Origin of the sequence: Peribacillus sp. B2I2 (genome assembly GCF_041261685.1) — a bacterium.
Classification (GTDB): Bacteria; Bacillota; Bacilli; order Bacillales; family DSM-1321; genus Peribacillus.
This window is the reverse complement of record NZ_JBGCCB010000001.1, coordinates 4,011,511-4,027,192: the sequence shown is the minus strand read 5'-3', so window position 1 is coordinate 4,027,192 and position 15,682 is coordinate 4,011,511. Positions and strand designations below refer to the sequence as shown.

Here is a 15,682-nt window from a genome sequence, read left to right as displayed (position 1 = left end):
TATTTTTGGCTAAATTCCCCGGGAACCATTCCTCTATCCTATTTTCTTAGGAAAATATTTGATTTTCATGAAACTTTAGGCCCTTTCTTGCGTAAATAAGATATAACACAGCAAAGAAGGGGTGATACATATCGTTAGCTTAAAAAGGATATATACGATCACGGGACTAGTCTTTCTTATTTTAATTTTGGGTGTAGTTGCGATATCGACCTGGTACACGGTTGATGAATCCGATCAAGCTGTCATAATGACGTTTGGTGAGGTGGAGCAGACGATAACAGAACCGGGACTTCACTTTAAACTGCCTTGGCCGATCCAATCGGTCGAGAAATTATCGAAAGAAACATTCAGTCTTAAATTTGGATATAAGGAAGAGGATGGAGAGGTGAAGGATTACCCGAGTGAGACCAAAATGATTACGGGTGATGAAAATATTGTGCTGGCAGATCTAGTGGTGCAGTGGAAAATAACAGACCCTCCAAAATATCTGTACAATGCAGATGATCCTGAGAAAATTTTATATGATACGACGTCAGCCGCGTTACGGAGCATTATCGGCAGTACGAAAATCGATGATGCACTTACATCTGGAAAAGCGCAAATTGAAGCGGATGTAAGGGATTTGTTGTCACAGCTAATGGAAAAATATGATGTTGGGATTTCCATATCAGCGGTTAAACTCCAGGATGTGGAGCTACCGAATGAAGAAGTTAGGAAAGCATTTACCAATGTAACGGATGCCCGTGAAACGGCAAATACGAAAGTCAACGAAGCGGATAAATATGAAAATAAACGGATGAATGAAGCGGAAGGGGAAAAAGACGCCATCATTTCACAGGCTAATGGGGATAAAGCTGCCCGGACGGAAGCTGCCCGTGGGGATGTTGCGGTCTTTGAAAAATTACTCAGTGAGTATAAGGGCAATAAGGGGATTACGAAGGACCGCCTTATTATTGAGACCCTCGAAGGAGTATTGCCGAATGCGGAGATTTATATCATGAATGATGATGGAAACACAATGAAGTACTTGCCGCTTCGCCCGCTTGAAAAGGAAGAAACGAAAAAAACGCCTGCTCCTGATGAAGCCGCTACACCTGAAGAAGGAACGAAAAAAGGGAATGCATCGGAAGAAAAAGCGACAGGGGAAGGGGGCGTTAAACAATGAGCGGAAAAATAGTAGATTTCTCTGAGCTTAAAAAAGGTGATTTTCATTGGAGAGGCTATGTGAAATTTGGCATTTTCCTGATTATTTTCATCGCGTTGCTGCTAATCATCTTCACCAATGTATATATCGTCAAAGAGGGCGAATATAAAGTCGTCCGTCAATTCGGAGAGGTGGTAAGGATTGATAAGTCCCCGGGATTAAAGGCGAAGGTGCCATTCATTCAGAGTGTGATGACCTTGCCGAAGTATCAGATGAGTTCTGATGTATCTGAAGCGGAAATCAATACGAAAGATAAAAAGCGGATGTTGATCGATAACTATGCAGTATGGAGAATAGAAGATCCGAAGAAATTGATTACAAATGCAAGGACGCTCGAGAATGCCGAAACGAAAATGGAAGAGTTCATCTATTCGGCAGTTCGTTCAGAGCTTGGACAGCTGAATTATGATGAAATCATCAATGATGAGAAGTCATCCAGGGGAAGTTTAAACGACCGCATAACGGATAAAGTCAACGATCTGCTGCAAAAGGACAGTTATGGCATCAGCTTGACGGATGTCCGGATAAAGCGGACTGACCTGCCCGCCGAAAACGAAGCATCCGTCTTCAAGAGGATGATTTCCGAGCGGGAATCGAAAGCGCAAGAGTACCTATCCAAAGGTGATGCGAAGAAAAACCGTATCATTGCGGATACTGATCGGAAAGTGAAAGAATTGCTCTCGACTGCAGAAGCTGATGCAGAAGTGATCAGGGCTGAAGGAGAAGGGGAAGCAGCGAAAATCTATAATAAGTCGTTTTCCAAAGACCCCGAATTCTATAAACTATACCGGACTCTTGAATCCTATAAAAAAACCATTGGAGATCAAACGGTCATCATCCTGCCGTCGGATTCCCCTTATGCCAGCTTGTTAATGGGAAATACTAAATAACCGCGTCGCCGTCATTTTTCTTTCCGCTTCTACTCATGGTAGAATAGAGAAAGAAAATGAACGGCTTTTTGCGTTTTAAATAGAAGCTAAAACTACATAAACCTGTATGACTGGAGGAAGACGGATTTGGATAAAAAGTTAGTACTCATAGATGGAAATAGCATTGCTTACCGTGCATTTTTTGCGCTTCCGCTCTTGAATAATGATAAAGGGGTCCATACGAATTCCGTGTACGGATTCACCATGATGCTCAACCGCATCCTTGAAGAAGAAAAGCCAACGCACATACTTGTTGCATTCGATGCGGGTAAAACGACATTCAGGCATGCCTCATTTAAAGAATATAAGGGAGGACGCCAAAAAACGCCGCCTGAATTATCCGAGCAATTTCCATTCATTCGCGAGCTGCTTGATTGTTTTCAAATAAAAAGGTATGAACTGGAGAACTACGAAGCCGATGATATTATCGGTACGCTTTCTTTACAAGCGGAAAAAGATGGTTTTGAAGTGAAGGTCATTTCCGGTGATAAGGATTTAACACAATTATCCTCCCCAAGTACGACGGTTTCCATCACGAAAAAGGGGATTACTGAAATTGAGGAATACACTCCAAAGCATATACATGAAAAATACGGTCTATCCCCCTTGCAGATCATTGACTTAAAAGGGCTGATGGGAGATGCCTCAGACAATATTCCCGGCATACCGGGTGTTGGTGAAAAGACTGCACTTAAGTTATTGCATCAATTTGAAACGGTGGAAAACCTTCTGCAGTCGATCGATGAGGTAAGCGGACAAAAATTGAAAGAAAAAATAGAAGAACATAAAGACCTGGCCCTATTAAGTAAAGAGCTGGCTACAATTACGAGGGAAGCTCCGCTTGAGGTTTCTGTAAATGAGACCGAGTACAGTGGCATAGATCAGGATCGAGTCATCTCATTCTATAAAGAGCTTGGCTTTTCTACTTTGCTCGATAAATTGGATGTAACGGAAAGTGAACCTCTTGAACAGGAAAAGATAGAGGTTCACACGGGTGAAATGACAGAAGGAATGTTTACAGATGAAAGTGCTTTATATGTTGAGACTTTAGAAGATAATTATCATCGTGCAGATATTATCGGGATTTCCATCAGTAATGAACAAGGTCATTTTTACTTCCATGGAGATGATGCCCTGAGTTCCGCGGCATTTAAAACTTGGGCAGAGGATGAAACAAAAAAGAAAACGGTTTTCGATGCGAAGCGTACGGTTGTGGCACTCCGTCATCGAGGCGTCGAAATAAAAGGCATCGATTTTGATGTGTTTTTGGCTTCCTATATCCTGGATCCGGCAGAGTCAGTGGACGAAGTGGCAGAAATCACGAAAACTCAAGGTACAATCCGTCTTGAAACCGATGATGTTTTTTATGGGAAAGGTGCAAAACGCAAGATACCTGAGCAAGCTGAACTAAGTGAGCATATCGCCAGAAAATCAAAGGCGATCCTTTCTCTTAAAGAACCGATGATCGATAAGCTGCAAGAGTTCGAGCAATATCATCTATTAACGGAACTGGAGCTTCCACTGTCGATCATCCTGGCGAATATGGAATGGCAGGGCATCAAGGTGGATATAGGCCGGCTGAAAAACATGGGGCAGGAATTAGCCATTCGTTTAAGAACCATCGAAGCACGAGTTTTTGATTTGGCTGGAGAGGCTTTCAATATCAATTCACCTAAACAGCTTGGGGCCATCCTTTTTGAAAAGTTGGAGCTTCCGGTCATGAAGAAAACCAAAACAGGTTATTCGACTTCAGCCGATGTGCTGGAAAAACTGGAGAGCCAGCATAATATCGTTAAGGAAATATTACTTTACCGCCAGCTTGGTAAGTTGCAATCGACTTATATTGAAGGCTTGCTTAAAGTGGTCAATGGTAAATCGGACAAGGTTCACACCCGGTTCAACCAAGCATTGACCCAGACCGGCCGGTTAAGTTCTACAGACCCCAATCTGCAGAATATCCCGATCAGACTGGAAGAAGGCAGGAAAATCAGGCAGGCATTCATTCCTTCCGAAAAGGATTGGATCATTTTTGCTGCTGACTATTCTCAAATCGAGTTACGCGTGCTGGCGCATATCGCCAATGACAGCGGATTGGTGGAAGCATTCCAGGCCGGGATGGACATCCATACAAGGACAGCTATGGATGTGTTCCATGTATCGGCGGAGGAAGTCACTTCGAACATGAGGCGCCAAGCCAAAGCGGTCAACTTCGGAATCGTTTATGGTATAAGTGATTACGGGCTATCTCAAAGTCTTGGCATCACGAGAAAAGAAGCTGGAGAGTTCATCGAGAAGTATTTAAGGAGCTTTCCTGGTGTTCAGGAATATATGGAAGAAAGCATACATGAAGCCCGTCAAAAAGGGTATAGCACGACCCTGATGCAAAGAAGGCGATATATACCTGAGATTACTAGCAGGAATTTCAACATCAGGAGCTTTGCCGAACGGACAGCGATGAACACGCCGATTCAAGGCAGTGCCGCGGATATCATCAAGCTTGCGATGATAAATATGAATAAGCGCCTGAAAAGTGAAGGGCTGAAAACGAGAATGCTTCTTCAGGTGCATGATGAATTGATTTTTGAAACACCTCCTGAGGAACTAGAAATCCTTAAGGTGATCGTTCCTGAGGAAATGGAAAATGCCATTGAATTGAACGTGCCCCTTAAGGTGGATTATGCTTTCGGGCCGACATGGTTTGATGCCAAATAATAAAAGATAGGTGATTGCAATGCCAGAACTTCCAGAAGTGGAAACAGTCAGAAGAACGTTAGAGCAGCTCGTACTCGGAAAAGAGATCAAGGAAGTGTCCGTCTTCTGGCCAAAGATCATTAAAGCGCCTGAGCCTGTCGAACAGTTTCAGGATGCTTTAAGGGGGCAGACGATACAGAGTATAGGCCGTCGGGGCAAGTTCCTCATTTTCACATTGGATGATTATTCGATGGTTTCGCATTTAAGGATGGAAGGGAAATACGGGGTGCATCCAAAAGAAGAGCCTTACGATAAGCATACCCATGTAATCTTCACCTTCACGGATGGCAGTGAACTTCGATACAGGGATGTCCGGAAATTCGGTACGATGCATCTGTTTGCAAAAGGGGAAGAACTTGAGCGGTTGCCGCTATTGCATTTAGGGCCTGAACCGTTATCTGAAGATTTTACTGTCGAGGGGCTTAGTGCGAAATTGGCAAGAACCAACAGGAAAATCAAGCCGGTTCTCCTTGATCAAACGGTTGTCGTTGGGATTGGGAATATATATGTGGACGAGTCGTTATTCCGTTCCGGTATCCATCCGGAGAGAATCGCTTCTTCACTATCATTGCAGGAAATAAAAACGTTGCATGCAGAAATCATTGCAACGTTAGCTGAAGCGGTGGAAAAAGGCGGAAGCACGATTCGTTCATACCTAAACTCTCAAGGGCAAATCGGCATGTTTCAGTTGGAGCTGAATGTCTATGGACGAAAGGGCGAGAACTGCAAAACATGCGGCACGCCACTTGAAAAACTGGTTGTTGGAGGACGCGGCACACATATTTGCCCGTTGTGCCAGCCGCTTATTTAGCTAATGTTTTTTCAAACACATCGGATGGGCTCCTTCCATATACTAGGGTAGCAACGAGAAGGGAAGGAGTAATATTCCGATGTGGCTACAAATTATTTTTCTTGCTTTTGCAGTTAGTATTGACGGGTTTGGCGTAGGTTTGACATTCGGTATGCGGAAGATGAAAATCCCCTTAAAGTCAATAGCGGTCATCTCATTTTGTTCTGCATTGAGTTTAGGTATAGCGATGGTCATCGGACAATTCATCAGCCAGCTCATATCTATCGGGGCGGCTGAAAAAACGGGGGGCATCATCCTCATCTTTCTTGGTGCCTGGATGGTATACCAGTATTTTAAGCCTGAAAAAGATCTGAAAGATGATAGATACCATGAAAAGATCATCTTTAATTTTGAAATTAAATCACTTGGGGTAGTCATTAATATTTTACAAAAACCATTGAATGCCGATTTTGATAAATCAGGTACGATCACCGGTATTGAAGCGCTTGTTCTGGGGTTTGCACTTTCGCTGGATGCGTTCGGAGCTGGAGTCGGAGCGGCTATGATCGGGATTTCACCGATTATCCTCGCAGGATGCATCGCTGTTATGAGTTCGATTTTCATTTGGAGCGGAATTCAAAGCGGGAAACTGCTTTCAAATAATAAAGTTGTCCAGCATTTGACCTTTCTTCCAGGTGTACTATTGATCATCATCGGTTTATTCAAGTTATGATACGTGGTTTAAAAGGGGGAGCTTATGGGACAAATCATCGGAATCACCGGAGGTATCGCCAGTGGGAAAAGCAGTGTCAGCCTCTATTTACAGGAACTGGGATTCACGATTGTGGATGCAGATCTGGCTTCCCGTGCTGTCGTTGAGCCAGGTGAAGAAGCCTATCATCAAGTTGTGAAGGCATTTGGTGAAGATATCTTATTGAAGGATGGGAATATAGACCGCGCAAAGCTTGGGTCGATAATATTTCATGATCAGGAAAAGAGATTGCTATTGAATGGCATCGTGCATCCTGCCGTCAGGAATTGGATGCGCCTTAAGACGGAAGAGGCACTCGCTTCAGGGGAAGAAACTGTGTTCATGGATATTCCGCTCCTATTTGAAAGTAAGCTGACATTCATGGTGGAAAAGACGCTTTTGATATATGTGGATGAGCAAGTTCAACTGAAACGATTAATGAACAGGAATGGTCTTTCGGAGACGGAGGCACTTGCCAGGATCCATTCGCAAATGCCCTTGGCCGATAAAAAGGCTTTAGCGGATGCCGTCATCGACAATAATGGAGACATTAATGATACGAAGAAGCAAGTGAAGGCCATACTTAGCGATTGGCATGTCATATAATTGTGATAAAAGGAAGAAACCTCAGGGTTTCTTCCTTTTATGTTGAAAAAATAAGAACAATCCGCATTTTTATTAGCACAATTCAACTGAATTATGTTATACTAATTACATAAGAAAGGTAATAAGTATAACATTAATATTTTTTGGAGGGTCCGAACAATGAATTCAAGAATAGCGATTAACGGATTTGGGAGAATTGGAAGAATGGTTTTCCGAAAGGCCATATTAGATGAGAGTTTGGACATTGTTGCCATTAATGCAAGCTATCCTGCTGAAACTTTAGCCCACTTACTAAAATATGATACGATACATGGTAAATTCGACGGTATCATTATAGCGGAAGATGATTCACTTGTAGTGAATGGCCGCCGAGTAAAACTAATAAATAACCGCGATCCAAAGCTATTGCCTTGGAAAGAGATGAACATAGATATTGTAATTGAAGCTACGGGTAAATTTAATGACCGTTCTAAAGCGGCTCTTCATTTAGAAGCAGGGGCAAAAAGGGTGATTTTATCTGCGCCGGGTAAAAATGAAGACGTTACCATTGTCATGGGAGTCAATCAGGAAGTGTTGGAAATCGACAAGCATTTTGTCATATCCAATGCATCTTGTACAACTAACTGTCTTGGACCGGTTGCAAAAGTGCTTGATGAAAAATTCGGCATAAACAACGGTTTAATGACAACGATACATTCTTATACAAATGATCAAAATAATATCGATAACCCGCACAAAGACTTAAGACGAGCCCGTGCCGCTGCGGAAAGCATCATTCCTACCACCACAGGGGCTGCAAAAGCCATCTCCCTGGTGTTGCCTCAATTAAAAGGCAAACTTCATGGAATGGCGATACGCGTACCGACACCTAACGTATCTCTAGTCGATCTTGTTGTGGACCTAAACCGTGATGTCACGATTGATGAAGTGAACCAAGCGTTCATCGACGCTTCGGAAAATGAACTTAAAGGAATCATGGAATTCACGATGGAACCTTTAGTTTCCAGCGATTTCAAAACTAATCCTCACTCTGCCATCATCGATGGTTTGACAACGATGATGATTGGGAACAGGAAAGTGAAAGTCCTGGCTTGGTATGATAATGAGTGGGGTTACTCCAACCGGGTAGTGGACCTTGTGAAATTAGTTGCGTCCGAGTTGAAAAAAACTTCAGAAGTCGAGTTAACAGTAAAATAATGAATATAAACGGGCCTGCTAAAATTTTTTAGCGGGCTATTTTTCATTCATTGATCAATCAATTCTGGCGGTTTTAAGGCGTTGAATAAACCCGAAAACAGTAATCTTCCTCAAATTTGACCCTTCACTATAACCCTATTACATTTAAAGTTTATCTTTCCAAAAATTTAATTTGGAGTTGCAAAAAAAATTCAAACCATATATACTATGAATCGTGAACTTCTTCAAAAGCGGTTTGCATGATGGCTACTTAAAGGGTTAGGACCTCTTTGGACTAACTTTCCCCCGTGGTAGTTATCAGACTTAATTTTTAATCATGGTAAGGGGGAAGCTTAATATGGAAACAGCTTACACTATGGAAACTATGGGTAGACATGTCATTTCTGAACTTTGGGGTTGTGACTTTGAAAAACTGAACAATATCGATTTAATTGAAAAGATTTTTGTTGATGCTGCTTTGAAATCAGGTGCAGAGGTAAGAGAAGTTGCCTTTCACAAGTTTGCTCCACAAGGAGTTAGTGGGGTTGTCATCATTTCTGAATCACACTTAACGATTCACAGTTTTCCAGAACACGGCTATGCTAGCATTGATGTCTATACATGCGGTAACTTGGATCCGAATATTGCGGCAGATTATATTGCAGAAGCTTTGAACGCGCAAACACGTGAAAACATAGAATTACCACGTGGATTAGGTCCTGTACAAATGAAAAAAGCCAATATAAGTGCCCTATAAAAAAACACGTATACACAGAGATGCCATGGGTGCATCTCTTTTTTAATTTTATAGGGTAAGATAGCCATGAACAAAAAGACTTTGATAAAGGTGCTTCAAGTGCATGACAAAAAGTGCCTACTGCTGGAAGTTACACTTTTTACTTGTACTGGCCGTTCCTTTTAATATAAGATTAAGGTAGAAAAGTAATTCCTTGGGGAACATTTAGATAGGGGAGTCCTACATAAAATACGGAGCTGATAATGATGAAATGCCCATCATGTCAATATAACGGAACAAGAGTGCTCGATTCCAGGCCAGTCGATGAAAGTAAATCGATTCGACGACGCCGTGAATGTGAGGCATGTGGTTTTCGATTCACGACATTTGAAAAGGTGGAGGAAACACCTCTTATTGTAGTGAAAAAGGGCGGGACACGGGAAGAGTTCAGTCGTGATAAAATCCTGCGTGGCTTAATCAGGGCTTGCGAAAAACGTCCGGTTCCCTTGAAAGAACTAGAGCAAATTACCAGTTATGTAGAAAAAGAACTGCGCAATCAGGGCATAGCGGAAGTGAAAAGCGACAGTGTCGGCGAAATGGTGATGGATAAGCTGGCAGAAGTCGATGAGGTGGCCTATGTTCGGTTCGCATCCGTCTATCGGCAATTTAAAGACATCAATGTCTTTATCGATGAATTGAAAGATTTAATAAATAAAGAAAGAAAGTAGAGCTGAAGATTTACTTTGGCTCTTTTTTCACTACATCTTTTGAAAGGTTTGAATGGAGATGTCAATGCATTGGCAAGAATTGCTCCCAGCGGATTCATATTTGGTCTCATCTGCGGGGCTGCTTCATGATTATGATCGGAAAATACTGACCCGACTATATCAACCTCTTATTGGACCTATCTGTATCAGCCTTTATATGACGTTGTGGAGTGAGTTGGAGGAAAACAGGCTATGGTCGGAAACCTCCTCACACTATCAATTAATGAATACCATCGGCCTTAAGTTAGGTGATATTTACGAAGCACGGCTTTTACTTGAGGGAATCGGTTTGTTGAATGTATATAAGAAATCGGAGAATGACACGAAGGAATTTATCTATGAGTTAAACCCGCCGCTTTCCCCCCAGCAATTTTTCACGGATGGAATGCTGAATATCTACTTATACAAAAAAATAGGTAAAGTACAATTCAACCGGTTGAAGAGATTCTTTTGTGATGATCATATCTTAACGGATCAATATGAAAGTGTGACTAAATCTTTTGCGGAGGTATTCTCATCAGATCACTTGGACTCTTTATATGTAACGGATGAAGCGAAAAATGAATGGAAACCGATGCCTGAACAGCAATTCATCGATCGGGCGGATGGCGTCGAACCAACGGGGTTTGACAACTTATTTGATTTTGAACTTTTATTTGCCGGGATGAAATCCTCGATCGTACCGAAAAAGGCCTTTACCCCGAAAATAAAAAGTACGATTGCCAAGCTTGCTTTTTTATATGGCATTGATCCGCTTGAAATGCAAAAACTAGTAATGGATGCCGTTTCATTGGATGATGAGATCGATGAGGAAATGCTTAGGAAGGCGGCGAGGGACTGGTATCAGATCGAACGGCAGGCCGATATGCCTTCCCTTGTCAATCGCGTGCAGCCGATCCGTGAACGGACACAAAAAGAAGAACCGAAAACGCAGGAACAAGAGCTGATCCGTCATTTGGAGACGATTTCTCCAAGGGAGCGGCTGATGCAATTGTCAGGCGGTGCTGAGCCATCAAGCGGTGATTTGAAAGTGGTGGAGGGCGTGATGATCAATCAAAAGCTGAATCCGGGTGTCGTCAATGTCTTGATTGAATATGTCATGCTCAAAACGGATATGAAGTTCACGAAGGGCTATGTGGAAAAGCTGGCAGGCCATTGGGCACGGCTGAAGGTCTCCACGGTCATCGAGGCGATGGAACTGGCTAAAAATGAACACCGGAAATATCAGGACTGGGCTCAAGGAAGCAGGAATGTTGCGAAGGGCGGCCGGAAAAAGACGATACGGGAAGAAGTGGTTCCGGAGTGGCTTGAGAAAAAAGAAGAAGCACCGCAGGAGCAGAATGCGGATCAGCCTGAATTGAATGCCCAGAAACGTGAGCTTCAGGAGAAATGGAAGCAGTGGAAAGCTGGAGGTGAAATGAACGATGGAAAAGATTAATAGATCCCTTAATAAATTGGCCAATACAAACCAATTTCAAGAGCGTTATGAAAAGCTGAAACAGGAGATTTTTGAAGACGAACAGGTGCGGTTATTTTTGAATGCCAACAGTTCGACTGTCACGAAGGAAATGATAGACAAAAACTTGGGTAAGCTTTATGAGTTCACTTCACAAAGCAATAAGTGTGATAAATGTCCAAGCTTGGATGGCTGCATCAATATGATGCATGGGTATTATCCTAAATTGGTCGTTCAAGGGAAGGCCTTGAATCTGAATTATGAAATCTGCCCGCGGAAATTCGCAGAGGATGAAAAGCGGAAACGGGAAAAATTGATCCGCAGCCTTTACGTGCCGAAGGATATTTTAAAGGCGACCATCGAGGACTTCACTCAAACGGATGATGAAAACAAACGCTTGGGTGTTTTAAGTAAGGCGATGTCGTTCATTATGGAGTATGAGCCAGGTAAAAGGCAAAAAGGCTTATATATATACGGGAAATTCGGTGTTGGGAAAACCTATTTATTAGGTGCGATTGCCAATGAACTTGCAGAAAGGCAAATTTCCTCCCTTATTGTCTATGTGCCTGACTACTTGAGGGAACTTAAAGGGTCGATAGGTGATAATACGGTCAATGAAAAAATTGAGATGGTGAAAACGGCACCTGTCCTCATGCTGGATGATATTGGAGCGGAGTCCATGACGAGCTGGGGACGCGATGAGGTTTTTGGTCCGATTTTGCAATTTAGGATGCTGGAAAACCTGCCGACGTTTTTTACTTCGAATTTTGACATGAATGGCTTGGAGAATCACCTAACCTTTTCACAGCGTGGTGAGAAGGAAGAAGTGAAGGCGGCCAGGGTACTGGAACGAATTCAATATTTAGCGGAGCCGGTCAAGCTGGATGGCGTGAATCGGAGAAGATAAAGGAAAGTGGTCTCTTAATGGAGGTCACTTTTTTCTTATTACAAGGTCCATCCTACTTCTAAACACGTCCCCATCCCCATATACATGAAAAAAGAAGCAAGGGGGAAGGGGGGATGTCGTAGTGCAAATTTCGTTTCAAAACGATTCAGAGGCATTGAAATTACTGAATTTCGTTTCTGCCCATCCGCTAGGGGCAGAATTTCAACCATACATTCGATTTCTTCCGCAACAAGGCATGCATGTGGATATGACGGAGTCTTCAGGTGATAAATGGCTAATTCTGCTTCGTGATGCATTTCATTCTTTTTTATTGGAAGAAAAGACGCTTCCTGTTCTGGAGCAAATAATAGTCGGTAAATTTTTTTATAGGGAACGGGAAGAAATTGAAGCCATCACTGAGATTGCTTCATCCATCATTGAAGGGGAACGTGCAAGGAATCAAGAAGAAGTATTCAGTACGGAGAAACGATTGATTGAGGAAGGACTACAAAGCATTTTGGCGGGGAAGGTATCTTTTTCATTCGATTCTTTTACGACTTTCCGCTTAAAATCATTTCAGCAAACTTTGGAAAAGTATGTCGTCAAGGCGATTGATGAATACAAGTTGGAACAGGATTATCAAAATTTCATTGCCACTCTCCGTGATTGCCTTCAGGGGCAGGAGTCGAAATTAAGAAAGCTTCACCTCGTAAATCGGGATGGTTTTCACTTCTATGATCAGAAATTAAGCAAGCTCGACCGACCAAAAATCAATAGTATGATCGACAGGAGGCTTCTTGCCAAAAGTTCACTTTTTCTAGATACGGTGATACTTGCCCCACTTTTATCAATTGCTCCTGAAAACTTGTGTATCTATACCGATGACAAGGAAGAGGGGCTGATCCAGACCATTTCAAGGATTTTCGAAGAACGGGCGACCATCTTGCCACTTTCGTCTTTTTCTAATGCATTTGAATGATCTTTCTTGGGAAAAAGAAAATTAACCTTGATTTTCACCGTATAACAAATTATAATTTCCTACATACTATTAAAAAACAAAAAGTTATGATGAGGACAAGGGTATTCTAGTCGCCGATTATCAGAGAGGGAAGCCAACAGGCTGTAAGCTTCCTATTCGCATGGAACACTTACCACCTTTAAACTTCGGCTCGGAAAGCAAGCATTCTGCGAATATGAGCTGACGGGAAGCTGCCGTTACCAAGTTACAAGTGCCGTTTTGCCGTGAAAAGCAAGATGGAACGAGGGTGGAACCGCGGGTTAATGATATTTATTACTAAGCTCGTCCCTGTTTTATACAGGGGCGGGCTTTTTGTGTTGTAATGGAATCAAAAACCCTTAATTTGTTTGAACAATAAGAAGGAGTGAAACTGTATGTCTGAATTACTGAAAATATCTTTTCCTGACGGAGCGGTCAAGGAGTTTGCTAAAGGCACTACAACTGAAGACATCGCTGCATCCATCAGTCCTGGTTTAAGGAAAAAATCCATTGCCGGAAAATTCAATGGTGAATTATATGATTTGAAACGCCCGATTGAACAAGACGGTACAATCGAAATCGTTACACAGGACGCAGCCGATGCTCTTGAAATATTACGTCACAGTACAGCACACTTGATGGCACAAGCGATCAAACGTTTGTACAAAAATGCTAAATTCGGTGTAGGGCCAGTCATCGAGGGCGGTTTTTACTACGATATAGATCTAGAGGAATCATTGACTCCCGATGACCTTCCATTGATTGAAAAAGAAATGAAGAAAATCGTCAATGAAAACTTGGAAATTTCCCGTATCGAAGTGAGTCGTGATGAGGCCATTTCCCGTTTTAAAGAAATAGGCGACGAGTATAAACTGGAGTTGATCGATGCGATTCCTGCGGAACAGCAAGTAACGCTCTATGAGCAAGGGGAGTTCTTTGACCTTTGCCGTGGAATTCACGTTCCATCAACTGGGAAAATCAAAGAATTCAAGCTTTTGAGCATCGCTGGTGCATACTGGAGAGGCGATAGCAAAAACAAAATGCTTCAGCGCATTTATGGTACGGCTTTCTATAAGAAAGAAGATTTATCCGAACACTTACGTTTCCTTGAAGAAGCCAAGGAACGTGACCACCGTAAAATCGGCAAGGAATTGAACTTGTTCATGAGCTCACAAAAAGTGGGGCAAGGGTTGCCGATGTGGTTACCAAAAGGCGCGACAATCCGCCGGACAATCGAAAGGTATATCGTGGATAAAGAAGAACGCCTGGGTTATGACCATGTCTACACACCTGTAATGGGAAGTGTGGACCTTTATAAAACATCTGGACACTGGGATCATTACCAGGACGACATGTTCCCTGTCATGGAGATGGAAAATGAACAGCTTGTCCTGCGTCCGATGAACTGTCCGCATCACATGATGGTATATAAAAACAGTATCCACAGCTACCGCGAACTGCCAATCCGAATTGCCGAGCTTGGCTTGATGCACCGCTATGAAATGTCAGGTGCCCTTTCCGGCCTTCAGCGCGTACGTGGGATGACATTGAATGATGCGCACATATTCGTCCGTCCCGATCAAATCAAAGAAGAGTTCAAGCGTGTTGTGAACCTGGTCCTGGAAGTATATAAAGATTTCGATATCAAGGATTATTCATTCCGTCTGTCATATCGCGATCCGCAGGATACAGAAAAATACTTTGATGATGATGCCATGTGGGAAAAAGCCCAAAGCATGTTAAAAGGTGCTATGGATGAACTTGGTCTGGATTACTTTGAAGCGGAAGGTGAAGCGGCATTCTACGGTCCTAAGCTTGATGTTCAGGTGCGTACTGCCTTAGGAAAAGATGAAACGCTATCCACTGTTCAGCTTGATTTCTTGCTTCCTGAACGTTTTGATCTTAATTACGTCGGTGAAGACGGCAAGCAGCACCGCCCGGTAGTAATCCACCGCGGGGTCGTTTCTACTATGGAACGTTTTGTCGCTTACTTGATCGAAGAATACAAGGGGGCATTCCCGACTTGGCTGGCACCTATCCAAGCACAAGTGATTCCGGTCTCACCTGAAGTGCACTTGGATTATGCGAAAGAAGTGCAGGAAAAACTTAAAGCGCAAGGCATTCGTGTCGATCTGGATACACGAGACGAGAAAATCGGTTATAAAATCCGTGAAGCGCAAATGCAAAAAATCCCGTACATGCTGGTTGTTGGAGACAATGAAGCCAAAGAAGGCAGCGTGAACGTACGTAAATACGGTGAACAAAAATCGGAAACGATCGCATTTGAAGATTTTGTTTCAGCGATTAAAGCGGAAGTAAGCCGCTAACAGCAATGGAGGGGCACATATTATTGTGTCCCTCTTTTTAAGTAAGGCATGATAAAATGAAACCATCATGTGAATATATGTACAGCAATGAAAAGGAGGGTCAGCATGAAAAGGAAATTCACTTATCTATTCGGGCCAACATTCCTTGCCATAATCATCTTATTGTTATTGGATGATTATCGGCAATATGCCATTGTCCCGGTCCTGCTTTTTTGGATAGCCCTATTTTCTTGGGACAACATTGAGAAAAAGAAAAAGGCGAAAGAAAACTCTTGATTTTTGATGGCTTCGATCAGTATGGCCTGT

General features: G+C 42.7%; 14 protein-coding genes. All 14 read left to right on the top strand.

Annotated features, from left to right (window positions below; translation table 11 throughout):
* Window positions 1-130 precede the first annotated feature (130 nt).
* The 14 genes from hflK to ABIE66_RS19835 all read left to right on the top strand — a co-directional run bounded on the left by hflK (window position 131) and on the right by ABIE66_RS19835 (window position 15,652).
* Complete coding sequence (hflK, locus tag ABIE66_RS19900; RefSeq protein ID WP_289327362.1) at window positions 131-1,165, top strand: FtsH protease activity modulator HflK; 1,035 nt, start codon at window positions 131-133, stop codon at window positions 1,163-1,165.
* Complete coding sequence (gene hflC, locus ABIE66_RS19895; RefSeq protein ID WP_289315390.1) at window positions 1,162-2,094, top strand: protease modulator HflC; 933 nt, start codon at window positions 1,162-1,164, stop codon at window positions 2,092-2,094. The genes hflK and hflC overlap by 4 nt, the downstream gene beginning before the upstream one ends.
* 126 nt (window positions 2,095-2,220) lie before the next feature.
* Window positions 2,221-4,845, top strand: a complete 2,625-nt coding sequence (gene polA, locus ABIE66_RS19890; protein ID WP_370016027.1) for a DNA polymerase I — start codon at window positions 2,221-2,223, stop codon at window positions 4,843-4,845.
* A 19-nt stretch (window positions 4,846-4,864) separates the two neighbouring features.
* Window positions 4,865-5,695: a DNA-formamidopyrimidine glycosylase gene (gene mutM / locus ABIE66_RS19885; protein ID WP_289334598.1), complete on the top strand. Its 831-nt coding sequence runs from the start codon at window positions 4,865-4,867 to the stop codon at window positions 5,693-5,695.
* 79 nt (window positions 5,696-5,774) lie between these two features.
* Window positions 5,775-6,407 (top strand): sporulation membrane protein YtaF, encoded by a 633-nt coding sequence (gene ytaF, locus ABIE66_RS19880; RefSeq protein ID WP_289315393.1) that lies wholly within the window; start codon window positions 5,775-5,777, stop codon window positions 6,405-6,407.
* A gap of 24 nt (window positions 6,408-6,431) precedes the next feature.
* Entirely contained in the window at window positions 6,432-7,031 is a 600-nt protein-coding gene (gene coaE, locus ABIE66_RS19875; RefSeq protein WP_289315394.1) for a dephospho-CoA kinase, read from the top strand.
* 159 nt (window positions 7,032-7,190) lie between these two features.
* Window positions 7,191-8,228, top strand: coding sequence for a glyceraldehyde-3-phosphate dehydrogenase (locus tag ABIE66_RS19870; RefSeq protein WP_289334599.1), 1,038 nt, complete (start codon window positions 7,191-7,193; stop codon window positions 8,226-8,228).
* A gap of 355 nt (window positions 8,229-8,583) precedes the next feature.
* On the top strand, window positions 8,584-8,964 hold the full coding sequence (gene speD, locus ABIE66_RS19865; protein ID WP_034311443.1) for an adenosylmethionine decarboxylase: 381 nt from the start codon (window positions 8,584-8,586) through the stop codon (window positions 8,962-8,964).
* A 245-nt stretch (window positions 8,965-9,209) separates the two neighbouring features.
* A complete protein-coding gene (gene nrdR / locus ABIE66_RS19860) occupies window positions 9,210-9,671 on the top strand; it encodes a transcriptional regulator NrdR (RefSeq protein WP_063232877.1) in 462 nt (153 codons plus the stop codon).
* 64 nt (window positions 9,672-9,735) lie between these two features.
* A complete protein-coding gene (locus ABIE66_RS19855; RefSeq protein ID WP_370016026.1) occupies window positions 9,736-11,148 on the top strand; it encodes a replication initiation and membrane attachment family protein in 1,413 nt (470 codons plus the stop codon).
* A complete protein-coding gene (dnaI, locus tag ABIE66_RS19850) occupies window positions 11,135-12,073 on the top strand; it encodes a primosomal protein DnaI (RefSeq protein ID WP_289325987.1) in 939 nt (312 codons plus the stop codon). Before ABIE66_RS19855 ends, dnaI begins: the two co-directional genes overlap by 14 nt.
* 121 nt (window positions 12,074-12,194) lie before the next feature.
* A complete protein-coding gene (gene ytxC / locus ABIE66_RS19845; RefSeq protein ID WP_370016025.1) occupies window positions 12,195-13,031 on the top strand; it encodes a sporulation protein YtxC in 837 nt (278 codons plus the stop codon).
* A 413-nt stretch (window positions 13,032-13,444) separates the two neighbouring features.
* Entirely contained in the window at window positions 13,445-15,376 is a 1,932-nt protein-coding gene (thrS, locus tag ABIE66_RS19840; RefSeq protein WP_370016024.1) for a threonine--tRNA ligase, read from the top strand.
* A 105-nt stretch (window positions 15,377-15,481) separates the two neighbouring features.
* Window positions 15,482-15,652: a hypothetical protein gene (locus ABIE66_RS19835; protein WP_370016023.1), complete on the top strand. Its 171-nt coding sequence runs from the start codon at window positions 15,482-15,484 to the stop codon at window positions 15,650-15,652.
* Window positions 15,653-15,682: the final 30 nt, after the last annotated feature.

Excerpts from the sequence above, each read along its gene's own strand:
- hflC (WP_289315390.1), top strand. The coding sequence starts at position 1,162 with ATGAGCGGAAAAATAGTAGATTTCTCTGAGCTTAAAAAAGGTGATTTT.
- mutM (WP_289334598.1), top strand. The coding sequence starts at position 4,865 with ATGCCAGAACTTCCAGAAGTGGAAACAGTCAGAAGAACGTTAGAGCAG.
- ytaF (WP_289315393.1), top strand. The coding sequence starts at position 5,775 with ATGTGGCTACAAATTATTTTTCTTGCTTTTGCAGTTAGTATTGACGGG.
- coaE (WP_289315394.1), top strand. The coding sequence starts at position 6,432 with ATGGGACAAATCATCGGAATCACCGGAGGTATCGCCAGTGGGAAAAGC.
- ABIE66_RS19870 (WP_289334599.1), top strand. The coding sequence starts at position 7,191 with ATGAATTCAAGAATAGCGATTAACGGATTTGGGAGAATTGGAAGAATG.
- speD (WP_034311443.1), top strand. The coding sequence starts at position 8,584 with ATGGAAACTATGGGTAGACATGTCATTTCTGAACTTTGGGGTTGTGAC.
- nrdR (WP_063232877.1), top strand. The coding sequence starts at position 9,210 with ATGAAATGCCCATCATGTCAATATAACGGAACAAGAGTGCTCGATTCC.
- ABIE66_RS19855 (WP_370016026.1), top strand. The coding sequence starts at position 9,736 with ATGCATTGGCAAGAATTGCTCCCAGCGGATTCATATTTGGTCTCATCT.
- dnaI (WP_289325987.1), top strand. The coding sequence starts at position 11,135 with ATGGAAAAGATTAATAGATCCCTTAATAAATTGGCCAATACAAACCAA.
- thrS (WP_370016024.1), top strand. The coding sequence starts at position 13,445 with ATGTCTGAATTACTGAAAATATCTTTTCCTGACGGAGCGGTCAAGGAG.
- ABIE66_RS19835 (WP_370016023.1), top strand. The coding sequence starts at position 15,482 with ATGAAAAGGAAATTCACTTATCTATTCGGGCCAACATTCCTTGCCATA.